Source organism: Micromonospora olivasterospora (genome assembly GCF_007830265.1).
Taxonomy (GTDB): domain Bacteria; phylum Actinomycetota; class Actinomycetes; order Mycobacteriales; family Micromonosporaceae; genus Micromonospora; species Micromonospora olivasterospora.
This window is the reverse complement of record NZ_VLKE01000001.1, coordinates 6,931,715-6,945,737: the sequence shown is the minus strand read 5'-3', so window position 1 is coordinate 6,945,737 and position 14,023 is coordinate 6,931,715. Positions and strand designations below refer to the sequence as shown.

The following is a 14,023-nucleotide window of genomic DNA, read 5'->3' as shown; positions in this document are numbered from 1 at the left end:
TGCGGATCTGGGATGCAGCCGACGGCCGCCTGATCCGGACATTGGAAGGCCACCGGCACGGTGTGGGCGGTGACGTCGTGGCAGGAGGAGTCGGGCGACGGCTGCTGGCCTCCACCAGCGGGGATCAGACGGTGCGGTTGTGGCCCCTGCCGGATAGTGCTGCAGAGCTGGCGGGGTTGCCTGCCGTGCCGGGTGGGCGGGTTGCCGCTGGAAACGATCCCGGACCTGTCGACCTGTCGGGGGCGTTGAGTGGCCGGATTGGCCAGGGTGAGGCAGCTGCCGCGGAGCCGGACGCGCACCGTCGGGCAGGTCCCGCCGGTGCTGCCACACCGCCGCGGCGGTGTCTCCGTTGCTGACCACACCGGCCCGGTGTACGCGTCGACATCGTGGCAGGAGGAGTCGGGCCAGCGGCTGCTGGCCTCCACCAGCTACGACCGGACGGTACGGATCTGGAATGCGGCCGACGGCCGCCTGATCCGGACATTGGAAGGCCACACCGCCGCGGTGTCGGCGGTGACATCGTGGCCGGCGGCGTCGGGCCAGCGGCTGCTGGCCTCCACCAGCTACGACCGGATGGTACGGATCTGGAATGCGCCCGACGCCGCCTGATCGGACGTGGAAGGCCACACCGCCGCGGTGTTGGCGGTGACATCGTGGCCGGCGGCGTCGGCCAGCGGATGCTGGCCTCCACCAGCACGGATCGGACGGTACGGATCTGGGATGCCGCCGACGCCGCCTGCTCCAGACGTTGGAGGGCCACACCGCCGGTGTTGGCGGTGACATCGTGGCCGGCGGCGTCGGGCCAGCGGATGCTGGCCTCCACCAGTGGGATCAGACGGTGCGGATCTGGGATGCGGCCGACGGTCGCCTGTCCGGACGAAGGCCACACCGGCCAGGTGTTGGCGGTGACGTCGTGGCAGGAGGGCCGGGCCAGCGGCTGCTGCCTCCACCAGCGGGGATCAGACGGTGCGGATCTGGAATGCGGCGGACGGTCCCTGATCCGGACGTTGGAAGGCCACACCGGCACGGTGCGGGCGGTGACATCGTGGCCAGCGGCGTCGGGGCCAGTGGCTGCTGGCCTCCGCCAGCGCGGATCGGACGGTACGGATCTGGAATGCGGCCGACGGCCGCCTGGTCCGGACGTTGGACGGACCGGCACGGTGTCGGCGGTGACGTCGTGGCAGACGGGCCGGGCCGGCGGATGCTGGCCTCCGCCAGCGAGGATCGGACGGTGCGGTTGTGGCCCCTGCCGGATGGTGCTGCGGGGCTGGCGGGATTGCCTGCCGTGCCGGGTGGCGGGCTGCCGCTGGAAACAACCCCGCACCTGTGTCCGGGCCCGGCATTGGTGTGACCGCTGGGCACGGTGCGACGTCCGTCGGCCGGCCGAGCATCGACGATCAGGCCGGCGACGGCAGCGGGAACCTCGGCGCCTGGCCACCTACCAGGGGCCGGACATCATGGATTGGCAACCATCCGCGCCCTCCCCGGCGGTGACCCGCACCGACGCCGGCACTGTCCACGCCGGCGACACCCTTCATTCCCCCGCCGACGAGCCACCCACCACCCTCGCCCCGCTGCACCCCGACCAACCCCAACCCGCTGCGGGCAGCCGGTGGGTGCGCGACCGGAATGAGGCCCGGACGCTGTTCGACCAGCACGCCGACCACATCGCCACCACAACACGGCAGCGGGATCAGCTGCGGCAGTTGTGGGACGCCCTGATCGACCATATGGACGCCTACGGGATCATCACCGCCAGCGGGTTCGCCCTCGCCGCGGCGACATCCACACCGCGGAGGAGGGTGCATCACCAGATCGGGGTATTGCGCGGCAGTGGTCTGCTGCATCCGGTCCAGAGAGGTCACGGTCGCGTGGGGGCGCCGTACAGGGTGATCGATCCGGGTCAGCCCCGGCGACTATCGGTCCCGCCAGACCGCATCGCCGAGGAAGTCACCGCACGGCCGCCGACGGTCCCGGCCGACTCGGCCGGCTCCGCCCCAGGTTTCCTGACGGTTCGGGGTGTCGCCAGTGCTGCCGGCCCCGCCGAGGCGGTGGTGGTGTATCCGGATGGTGTGGGCGCTGAGGTTGATCCGCGAGGTCTGTCTGTGGTGGCGCAGCGGCAGGCGGTGACGGATGCCGAAACGTGGTCGGCGAGGGCGGTTGAGAGGACGTGGAATCGGTCTGCGGATGAACTGCTGGACGAGGTGCAGGGCCGTGGTGGGGTGTGGCGGGTGGTACTGGCGTTCGGCGATCGCGGGCATGAGGGTGTGCTGGATCTCGTGAGGCGATTGCTTGATGGCCGGCTCCCGGGGGTGCAGGTGCCTGCGACGGCGGTGATCGAGTTGTCGCCGTATGGTGCTGGTCCGTTGGTGGAGCCTCGGACGGTGGTCGAGGTCGCGGCGTTGCGGGTAAGGCGTGGCCAGTCGGGGGCGGTAGCGATCCGTTCGCGGTATGTGGCGGGCGTGGGGGCGAGGTCTGTTCCTCAGGGTCTGATTCCTGTCGATTTCTCGGGTCGGGAGACGTTCGCGGGTGGGGCGTTGCTGTGGGAGTTCCACGCGCGTCCGATCCGTCCGGAGGATGCCCGGTCGGCTCAGTTCTACCGGGAGGCGCGGGGATTGCACGGTGTGCATGCGCCGTATCTTCTGCCGCCGGACCGGCGTTGGGCGCGGTTCGGGCAGCGGGCGGCCTCGTATATGCGGGATTGGGTGTTCCCTCCGGTGCCGTCGTCAGGGCTTGGTCGGTGGCGGGTGGTGGAGTTGCGGCAGGCGGGGTTGCTTGCCGGGGAGAGTGTGGCGGGGGCGACGCCGGACGTGGGGCCGGTGGGGTGGGTGCCGGATGGCGCGCGGGTGTTGGTGGTGGGTGTGCCGCGGCCGCATCCGGTGCATCCCACGGCGGTCGTGGACACATTGTTCGACACGTTCCTGAACAGTGCGTTGCCGCCGGTGGAGTCGGGGTTGCGGGAGCCGGTGTATGTGGTGGTGCACGGGTTCGGTGGGCGGGCATCGCCGGTGGTGTTGGCGCATGTGGCGGAGGGTGACCTGTGGCCGGTGCGGATGGGTGAGATGGCCGCCGGCCAGCCGGTGGTAGGCACTCGGGAGGTGTCGAATCTCGTCGAGGCGCAGAGTTGGACCCGGGTGCGGTCCGAGTTGCCCCCGATCGCGGCGGCGCTGCAACCGGGCGGGGCGGCTGAGCAGTGGCGGGCTCGGGTTCCGGAGCTGACGGCGATGCTTCCCGATGTGACCGTGACCGATCCGCTGGCGGTCGACCTGTCGACCCCGGACGCCGCCGGCACGGTAGGGGTGCGGGCGCACCGCCGGATGGGTGAGCGGGTGGAGCAGCTGGTCGCGTTGGGTGAGGAGTTGGTCCGGCATACACGCGAGTGGGTGGGTGGGGCTGCGGTAACGGATCGGCTCGATCTGCGGCTGGAGGAATGGGCGGGGCACGGCGACAGTCAGCAGTTGGTGACGGCGTTCGCGAGGGCTGGGCGGTTGACCGGTGAGGTGGAAGGCCTGGTAGCGGACCATATTGGGCGGGTGTGGGCCGCGGCGGTGCCACCGGGGATCGTCTTGGCCGGAGAGGGCGCGACGGTACCGGACTCCGTCCGGGACGTGTTGCGGGCGGTGTATCTGGGCGCCTGGGCCCTCTCTACGGGATCGGACGGGCCGGTCGTGGTTCGAGGATCCGGCGGGCGGCAGGCTGACCTGTCCCGCGTGCGGTCTGGCAGTGGGGCGGAGTTCACCCGGTTCCTGGCTGATCATGGCGGGGACGTGGCGTTGTTGTGGTCGGCGGACGGTCCGGCAGACCCGCGAGCGCGGGTTTCCAGGCTCCGGGCTGCCCTGGACGTGCCGCTGGTGCCGCGGCGGGTGGACGTGGTGGGGCGGGTGCCGGGGGTGTCCGAGCAGCGGAGCGCGGAGTTGCTCTCCGCGGTGAGCGCGTTCGGGTTGGCGCGGGAGTTGTTGGAGGAACAGATCCGGTTGCTGCCGGCTCGGGCGGCGGTGTTGCCGGGGCAGGCCAGCGTAACCGTGCCACCACCGCAACCGGCACCGTCACCACACGCCGGCGATGCTCCGGTGGTGTACGAGTGGGTGGCCGGGCCGGACGGTGTGGCTCCGGGTGGGGGGCAGCCGTCGGCGGGTGGGTTGCCGGAGTGGATGCACCGGGGGGATCGCCGGGGCGACGGGCTGCTGTGTTTGCTGGACTCGTTGGCGCAGACGCTCAATGGTGTGCGGCCGGGCCAGTATCGCGGGTTCGACAACGTGGAGACACGGGCGCAGGCGCTGCTGGACCGGATGGAGGGGCGGCTGGGTTCCGATCATGTGGTGATCCGGGATCTGCGGTCTGCGCGCGGTGCCGAAGTGTATTCGGGTGGGTTCCTCAACGAGTTGGCGGAGCTTTTCCAGGTGCGGGTCCAGGTCGTCGAGCAAGGAGGCGACCGCAGGTGGTACGGACACCCGGTGGTGGGACGCGACGGAAACGCGCCGTTGATGTTGGTCGAGTTCGTGTCACCCGGTTCGGGTGGTCGGGGCGGTCCGGCCGATGAGGAAATGGGTACGTTCTATCCGTTGTTCGTCGATACGGTGCATGCCGCCGCTCTCGGTGGCGCGGCCACCATCACCGATCATCTCATCCAGCGGTGGGAGGCTCTGGTCGGTGGCCATGCGGCGCGTATTGACAGACTTGAAGCCGCTGAGAGGCCGTTGGTGGAGGCGGCCGAACGCGGCCAGGACGTCGGCCAGGCGCGGTCGGTCCTGGATCGGCTGTCCGGCCGGTACCTCGACGGGCTGCGGGACCTCAGGCTCGCGCGGGGGAGGTCGCGTGACCTGAGCGAGTACGTCCGATCGGTGTCCGACATCGCTGCGTTGAGCGGCCGGATTGGCCGGATTGAGGCAGCGGCCGCGGAGTTGGACGCGCACGTCGGGCCGACTCCCGCCGGTGCTGCCACGCCGCCGCCGGCGGTGGTGTCGTCGCGGCTGCTGACCGGCCACACCGGCCCGGTGTACGCGTCGACGTCGTGGCAGGAGGAGTCGGGCCGGCGGCTGGTGGCCTCCGCCAGCGCGGATGGGACGGTGCGGATCTGGGATGCGGCCGACGGTCGCCTGGTCGGGACGTTGGAAGGCCACACCGGCCCGGTGTTGGCGGTGACGTCGTGGCAGGAGGAGTCGGGCCGGCGGCTGGTGGCCTCCGCCAGCATGGACGAGACGGTGCGGATCTGGGATGCGGCCGACGGTCGCCTGCTCCAGACATTGGAAGACCACACCGACGCGGTGTTCGCGGTGACGTCGTGGCAGGAGGAGTCGGGCCGGCGGCTGCTGGCCTCCGCCAGCGACGACGAGACGGTGCGGATCTGGGATGCGGCCGACGGTAGCCTGCTCCGGACGTTGGACGGCCACACCGACCCGGTGTTGGCGGTGACGTCGTGGCAGGAGGAGTCGGGCCGGCGGCTGGTGGCCTCCGCCGGCATGGATCGGACGGTGCGGATCTGGGATGCGGCCGACGGCCGCCTGCTCCAGACATTAAGAGGCCACGCCGGCCCGGTGTTGGCGGTGACGTCGTGGCAGGACGAGTCGGGCCGGCGGCTGCTGGCCTCCGCCGGCGCGGATCGGACGGTGCGGATCTGGGATGCGGCCGACGGCCGCCTGCTCCAGACATTAAGAGGCCACGCCGGCCCGGTGTTGGCGGTGACGTCGTGGCAGGACGAGTCGGGCCGGCAGCTGATGGCCTCCGCCAGCGGGGACGAGACGGTGCGGATCTGGGATGCGGCCGACGGTCGCCTGGTCCGGACGTTGGAAGGCCACACCGACATGGTGTCGGCGGTGATGTCGTGGCCGGCGGGGCCGGGGCGGCGGATGCTGGCCTCCGCCGGCATGGATCGGACGGTGCGGTTGTGGCCCCTGCCGGGCGCTGCTGCGGGGCTGGCGGGGTTGCCTGCCCTGCCGGGTGGGCGGGTTGGCGCTGGAAACAACCCCGCACCTGTGTCCGCGACCAGTGTCGGGGAGTTGAGTGGCCGGGTTGGCCGGGTTGAGGCAGCGACCGCGGTATCGGACGCGCACGTCGGGCAGGCTCCCGCCGGTGCTGCCACGCCGGCGGTGGTGTCTCCGCGGCTGCTGACCGGCCACACCGGCCCGGTGTCGGCGGTGACGTCGTGGCAGGAGGAGTCGGGCCTGCGGTTGGCCTCCGCCAGCATGGATGAAACGGTGCGGATCTGGAATGCGGCCGACGGCCGCCTGCTCCAGACATTGCAGGGCCACACCGACCCGGTGTACGCGGTGACGTCGTGGCAGGAGGGGTCGGGCCGGCGGATGCTGGCCTCCGCCAGCGTGGATCGGACGGTGCGGATCTGGGATGCGGCCGACGGCCGCCCGCTCCGGACATTGGCAGGCCACACCGGCTCGGTGTTGGCGGTGACGTCGTGGCAGGAGGGGTCGGGCCGGCGGATGCTGGCCTCCGCCAGCGTGGATCGGACGGTGCGGATCTGGGATGCGGCCGACGGCCGCCTGATCCAGACATTGCAGGGCCACACCGACCCGGTGTACGCGGTGACGTCGTGGCAGGAGGAGTCGGGCCAGCGGCTGCTGGCCTCCGCCGGCATGGGTTGGACGGTACGGATCTGGGATGCGGCCGACGGCCGCCTGATCCAGACATTGGACGGCCACACCGGCCCGGTGTTGGCGGTGACATCGTGGGAGGAGGGGTCGGGCCAGCGGCTGGTGGCCTCCGCCAGCGGGGATCAGACGGTACGGATCTGGGATGCGGCCGACGGTCGCCTGGTCCGGACATTGGAAGGCCATACCGGCCCGGTGTGGGCGGTGACGTCGTGGCAGGCAGGGCCGGACGAGTGGCTGCTGGCCTCCGCCAGCGGGGATGAGACGGTGCGGATCTGGGATGCGGCCGACGGCCGCCTGCTCCAGACATTGGAAGGCCACACCGACGAGGTGTCGGCGGTGACATCGTGGCAGGCGGGGCCGGGCCGGCAGCTGCTGGCCTCCGCCAGCAGGGATCGGACGGTGCGGTTGTGGCCCCTGCCGGATGGTGCTGCGGGGCTGGCGGGGTTGCCTGCCGTGCCGGGTGGGCGGGTTGCCGCTGGAAACGACCCCGGACCTGTGCCCGCGACCAGTGTCGGGGAGTTGAGTGGCCGGATTGGCCAGGGTGAGGCAGCGGCCGCGGAGCCGGACGCGCACGTCGGGCAGGCTCCCGCCGGTGCTGCCACGCCGCCGCCGGCGGTGGTGTCCCCGCAGCTGCTGACCGGCCACACCGGCATGGTGTGGGCGGTGACGTCGTGGCCGGCGGGGCCGGGCCGGCGGCTGCTGGCCTCCACCGGCGGGGATCGGACGGTGCGGATCTGGGATGCGGCCGACGGCCGCCTGCTCCAGACGTTGGAAGGCCACACCGGCACAGTGTTGGCGATGACGTCGTGGCAGGACGAGTCGGGCCGGCGGATGCTGGCCTCCGCCAGCGGGGACGAGACGGTGCGGATCTGGGATGCGGCCGACGGCCGCCTGCTCCAGACGTTGGAAGGCCACACCGGCACGGTGTCGGCGGTGACGTCGTGGCAGGAGGCGTCGGGCCGGCGGCTGCTGGCCTCCGCCAGCGGGGACGAGACGGTGCGGATCTGGGATGCGGCCGACGGCCGCCTGATCCGGACGTTGGAAGGCCACACCGGCACGGTGTACGCGGTGACATCGTGGCAGGAGGCGTCGGGCCGGCGGCTGCTGGCCTCCGCCAGCGGGGACGAGACGGTGCGGATCTGGGATGCGGCCGACCGTCGCCTGATCCGGACGTTGGAAGGCCACACCGGCACGGTGTACGCGGTGACATCGTGGCAGGAGGAATCGGGCCGGCGGCTGCTGGCCTCCGCCAGCGGGGACGAGACGGTGCGGATCTGGGATGCGGCCGACGGCCGCCTGCTCCAGACGTTGGAAGGCCACACCGACGAGGTGTCGGCGGTGACGTCGTGGCAGGAGGAATCGGGCCGGCGGCTGCTGGCCTCCGCCAGCGACGACGAGACGGTGCGGATCTGGGATGCGGCCGACGGCCGCCTGCTCCAGACATTGGCAGACCACACCGACATGGTGTTGACGGTGACGTCGTGGCCGGCGGGGCCGGGCCGGCGGATGCTGGCCTCCGCTGGCGGGGATCAGACGGTGCGGTTGTGGCCCCTGCCAGATGGTGCTGCAGAGCTGGCGGGGTTGCCTGCCGTGCCGGGTGGGCGGGCTGCCGCTGGAAACGACCCCGCACCTGTGCCCGCGACCAGTGTCGGGGAGTTGAGCGGCCGGATTGGCCAGGGTGAGGCAGCGACCGCGGAGCCGGACGCGCACGTCGGGCAGGCTCCCGCCGGTGCTGCCACGCCGCCGCCGGCGGTGGTGTCCCCGCAGCTGCTGACCGGCCACACCGGCATGGTGTGGGCGGTGACGTCGTGGCCGGCGGGGCCGGGCCGGCGGCTGCTGGCCTCCACCGGCGGGGATCGGACGGTGCGGATCTGGGATGCGGCCGACGGCCGCCTGCTCCAGACGTTGGAAGGCCACACCGGCACAGTGTTGGCGATGACGTCGTGGCAGGACGAGTCGGGCCGGCGGATGCTGGCCTCCGCCAGCGCGGACGAGACGGTGCGGATCTGGGATGCGGCCGACGGCCGCCTGCTCCAGACGTTGGAAGGCCACACCGGCACGGTGTCGGCGGTGACGTCGTGGCAGGACGAGTCGGGCCGGCGGATGCTGGCCTCCGCCAGCGGGGACGAGACGGTGCGGATCTGGGATGCGGCCGACGGCCGCCTGCTCCAGACGTTGGAAGGCCACACCGGCACGGTGTACGCGGTGACGTCGTGGCAGGAGGCGTCGGGCCGGCGGCTGCTGGCCTCCGCCAGCGCGGACGAGACGGTGCGGATCTGGGATGCGGCCGACGGCCGCCTGGTCGGGACGTTGGAAGGCCACACCGGCACGGTGTCGGCGGTGACGTCGTGGCAGGACGAGTCGGGCCGGCGGATGCTGGCCTCCGCCAGCGGGGACGAGACGGTGCGGGTCTGGGATGCGGCCGACGGCCGCCTGATCCGGACGTTGGAAGGCCACACCGACGAAGTGTTGGCGGTGACGTCGTGGCAGGAGGCGTCGGGCCGGCGGCTGCTGGCCTCCGCCAGCGACGACGAGACGGTGCGGATCTGGGATGCGGCCGACGGTAGCCTGCTCCAGACGTTGGAAGACCACACCGACATGGTGTTGACGGTGACGTCGTGGCCGGCGGGGCCGGGCCGGCGGATGCTGGCCTCCGCTGGCGGGGATCAGACGGTGCGGTTGTGGCCCCTGCCGGATGGTGCTGCAGAGCTGGCGGGGTTGCCTGCCGTGCCGGGTGGGCGGGCTGCCGCTGGAAACGACCCCGCACCTGTGCCCGCGACCAGTGTCGGGGAGTTGAGTGGCCGGATTGGCCGGGTTGAGGCAGCTGCCGCGGAGCCGGACGTGCACGTCGGGCAGGCTCCCGCCGGTGCTGCCACGCCGCCGCCGGCGGTGGTGTCCTCGCAGCTGCTGACCGGCCACCCCGGCCTGGTGTACGCGTCGACGTCGTGGCAGGAGGCGTCGGGCCGGTGGCTGCGGGCCTCGGCCGGCACGGATGGGACGGTGCGGATCTGGGATGCGGCCGACGGTCGCCTGCTCCAGACATTGGAAGGCCACACCCTCCCGGTGTGGGCGGTGACGTCGTGGCAGGAGGAGTCGGGCCGGCGGCTGGTGGCCTCCGCCAGCGGGGATGGGACGGTGCGGATCTGGGATGCGGCCGACGGTCGCCTGATCCGGACGTTGGAAGGCCACACCGACGAGGTGCGGGCGGTGACGTCGTGGCAGGCGGGGCCGGGCCGGCAGCTGGTGGCCTCCGCCAGCGGGGACGAGACGGTGCGGATCTGGGATGCGGCCGACGGCCGCCTGCTCCAGACGTTGGAAGGCCACACCGACGAAGTGTCGGCGGTGACGTCGTGGCAGGACGAGTCGGGCCGGCAGCTGCTGGCCTCCGCCAGCGGGGACGAGACGGTGCGGATCTGGGATGCGGCCGACGGCCGCCTGCTCCAGACGTTGGAAGGCCACACCGACGAAGTGTCGGCGGTGACGTCGTGGCAGGACGAGTCGGGCCGGCAGCTGCTGGCCTCCGCCAGCGACGACTCGACGGTGCGGATCTGGGATGCGGCCGACGGCCGCCTGCTCCAGACGTTGGAAGGCCACACCGACGAAGTGTGGGCGGTGACGTCGTGGCAGGAGGCGTCGGGCCGGCGGCTGCTGGCCTCCGCCGGCGAGGATCGGACGGTGCGGATCTGGGATGCGGCCGACGGTCGCCTGGTCCGGACGTTGGACGGCCACACCGGCTCGGTGTGGGCGGTGACGTCGTGGCCGGCGGGGCCGGGCCGGCGGATGCTGGTCTCCGCCAGCGAGGATCGGACGGTGCGGTTGTGGACCCTGCCGGATGGTGTTGCGGGGCTGGCGGGGTTGCCTGCCGTGCCGGGTGGGCGGGCTGCCGCTGGAAACGACCCCGCACCTGTGTCCGCGACCAGTGTCGGGGAGTTGAGTGGCCGGATTGGCCAGGGTGAGGCAGCTGCCGCGGAGCCGGACGCGCACGTCGGGCAGGCTCCCGCCGGCGCTGCCACACCGCCGCCGGTGGTGTCTCCGCAGTTGCTGACCGGCCACACCGGCCCGGTGTACGCGTCGACATCGTGGCAGGAGGCGTCGGGCCAGCGGCTGCTGGCCTCCACCAGCTACGACCGGACGGTACGGATCTGGAATGCGGCCGACGGCCGCCTGATCCGGACATTGGCAGGCCACACCGCCGCGGTGTCGGCGGTGACATCGTGGCCGGCGGCGTCGGGCCAGCGGATGCTGGCCTCCACCAGCTACGACCGGATGGTACGGATCTGGAATGCGGCCGACGGCCGCCTGGTCCGGACGTTGGAAGGCCACACCGCCGCGGTGTTGGCGGTGACATCGTGGCCGGCGGCGTCGGGCCAGCGGATGCTGGCCTCCACGAGCACGGATCGGACGGTACGGATCTGGGATGCCGCCGACGGCCGCCTGCTCCAGACGTTGGAAGGCCACACCGGCCCGGTGTTGGCGGTGACATCGTGGCCGGCGGCGTCGGGCCAGCGGATGCTGGCCTCCACTAGCTGGGATCAGACGGTGCGGATCTGGGATGCGGCCGACGGCCGCCTGGTCCGGACGTTGGAAGGCCACACCGGCCCGGTGTTGGCGGTGACATCGTGGCCGGCGGCGTCGGGCCAGCGGATGCTGGCCTCCGCCAGCGGGGATCAGACGGTGCGGATCTGGGATGCGGCCGACGGCCGCCTGATCCGGACATTGGCAGGCCACACCGGCACGGTGCGGGCGGTGACATCGTGGCCAGCGGCGTCGGGCCAGCGGCTGCTGGCCTCCGCCAGCGCGGATCGGACGGTACGGATCTGGGATGCGGCCGACGGCCGCCTGGTCCGGACGTTGGACGGCCACACCGGCACGGTGTCGGCGGTGACGTCGTGGCAGACGGGGCCGGGCCGGCGGATGCTGGCCTCCGCCAGCGAGGATCGGACGGTGCGGTTGTGGCCCCTGCCGGATGGTGCTGCGGGGCTGGCGGGGTTGCCTGCCGTGCCGGGTGAGCGGGCTGCCGCTGGAAACAACCTCGCACCTGTGCCCGCGACCAGTATCGGGGAATTGAGTGGCCGGGTTGGCCGGGTTGAGGCAGCGGCCGTGGAGTCGGACGCGCACGTCGGGCAGGCTCCCGCCGGTGCTGCCACGCCGCCGCCGGCGGTGGTGTCCCCGCAGCTGCTGACCGGCCACACCGGCATGGTGTGGGCGGTGACGTCGTGGCAGGAGGCGTCGGGCCGGCGGCTGGTGGCCTCCGCCGGCGGGGATCGGACGGTGCGGATCTGGGATGCGGCCGACGGCCGCCTGCTCCAGACGTTGGAAGGCCACACCGGCACAGTGTTGGCGATGACGTCGTGGCCGGCGGGGCCGGGCCGGCGGATGCTGGCCTCCGCCAGCGCGGACGAGACGGTGCGGATCTGGGATGCGGCCGACGGCCGCCTGCTCCAGACGTTGGAAGGCCACACCGGCACGGTGTCGGCGGTGACGTCGTGGCCGGCGGGGCCGGGCCGGCGGATGCTGGCCTCCGCCAGCGGGGACGAGACGGTGCGGATCTGGGATGCGGCCGACGGCCGCCTGCTCCGGACGTTGGAAGGCCACGCCGGCACGGTGTACGCGGTGACATCGTGGCAGGAGGCGTCGGGCCGGCGGCTGCTGGCCTCCGCCAGCGCGGACGAGACGGTGCGGATCTGGGATGCGGCCGACGGCCGCCTGCCCCGGACGTTGGAAGGCCACGCCGGCACGGTGTACGCGGTGACATCGTGGCAGGAGGCGTCGGGCCGGCGGCTGCTGGCCTCCGCCGGCGAGGATCGGACGGTGCGGGTCTGGGATGCGGCCGACGGCCGCCTGATCCGGACGTTGGAAGGCCACACCGACGAAGTGTCGGCGGTGACGTCGTGGCAGGAGGCGTCGGGCCGGCGGCTGCTGGCCTCCGCCAGCGACGACGAGACGGTGCGGATCTGGGATGCGGCCGACGGCCGCCTGCTCCAGACGTTGGAAGACCACACCGACATGGTGTTGACGGTGACGTCGTGGCCGGCGGGGCCGGGCCGGCGGATGCTGGCCTCCGCCGGCGGGGATCAGACGGTGCGGTTGTGGCCCCTGCCGGATCGTGCTGCAGAGCTGGCGGGATTGCCTGCCGCGCCGGGTGGGCGGGCTGCCGCTGGAAACGACCCCGCACCTGTGCCCGCGACCAGTGTCGGGGAGTTGAGCGGCCGGATTGGCCAGGGTGAGGCAGCGGCCGCGGAATCGGACGCGCACGCCGGACAGGCTCCCGCCGGTGCTGCCACGCCGCCACCGGTGGTGTCCCCGCAGCTGCTGACCGGCCACACCGGCCCGGTGTACGCGTCGACGTCGTGGCAGGAGGCGTCGGGCCAGCGGCTGCTGGCCTCCGCCGCCGGGGACGGGACGGTGCGGATCTGGGATGCGGCCGACGGCCGCCTGCTCCGGACATTGGCAGGCCACACCGGCGCGGTGCGGGCGGTGACGTCGTGGCAGGCGGGGCCGGGCCGGCGGATGCTGGCCTCCGCCGGCATGGATCAGACGGTGCGGATCTGGGATGCGGCCGACGGCCGCCTGCTCCAGACGTTGGAAGGCCACACCGGCCCGGTGTGGGCGGTGACGTTGTGGCCGGCGGTGTCGGGCCGGCGGATGCTGGCCTCCACCAGCACGGATCGGACGGTGCGGATCTGGGATGCGGCCGACGGCCGCCTGATCCAGACGTTGGACCACACCGGCCCGGTGTGGGCGGTGACATCGTGGCAGGAGGCGTCGGGCCGGCGGATGCGGGCCTCCACCAGCAGGGATCGGACGGTGCGGATCTGGGATGCGGCCGACCGTCGCCTGCTCCGGACGTTGGAAGGCCACACCGGCCCGGTGTTGGCGGTGACGTCGTGGCAGGAGGAATCGGGCCGGCGGCTGCTGGCCTCCGCCAGCGCGGATCGGACGGTACGGATCTGGGATACGGCCGACGGCCGCCTGCTCCAGACGTTGGAAGGCCACACCGGCCCGGTGTGGGGGGTGACGTCGTGGCAGGCGGGGCCGGGCCGGCGGATGCTGGCCTCCGCAAGCCAGGACTGGACGGTGCGGTTGTGGCCCCTGCCAGATGGTGCTGCAGGGCTGGCGGGATTGCCTGCCGTGCCGGGTGGGCGGGTTGCCGCTGGAAACAACCCCGAACCTGTGGCATTGGCCGCCCAAAATGACTCGGACTCGCCAATGGAAGATGCGGACGACAACCCGGACTTGCCAATGGAAGATGTGAATGACGACCCGGACTCGCTAATGGAAGATGTGAATGACGACCCGGACTCGCCAATGGAAGATGCGGACGACAACCCGGACTCGTCCATGTCGTAGATCGACGAGGTAGCGACGCCGTTGTTGACTCCGCTCGATGGTGGGTCGGTGGATGGCTTCGTACGGGC

At 72.4% G+C, this 14,023-nt stretch carries 3 protein-coding genes and 1 pseudogene; all 4 read left to right on the top strand.

The features are described from left to right. Positions 1-356: pseudogene (locus JD77_RS33120) on the top strand (hypothetical protein); the annotation flags it as partial. A 13-nt stretch (positions 357-369) separates the two neighbouring features. Continuing rightward, complete coding sequence (locus tag JD77_RS31170) at positions 370-609, top strand: WD40 repeat domain-containing protein (protein WP_211372884.1); 240 nt, start codon at positions 370-372, stop codon at positions 607-609. A 568-nt stretch (positions 610-1,177) separates the two neighbouring features. Beyond that, the gene (locus tag JD77_RS32635) at positions 1,178-1,351 is read left to right on the top strand and encodes a WD40 repeat domain-containing protein (RefSeq protein WP_170286617.1); all 174 of its coding nucleotides are present in this window, start codon (positions 1,178-1,180) and stop codon (positions 1,349-1,351) included. Between the two features lie 139 nt (positions 1,352-1,490). Next, entirely contained in the window at positions 1,491-13,955 is a 12,465-nt protein-coding gene (locus tag JD77_RS31160; RefSeq protein WP_145777338.1) for a WD40 repeat domain-containing protein, read from the top strand. Positions 13,956-14,023 lie beyond the last annotated feature (68 nt).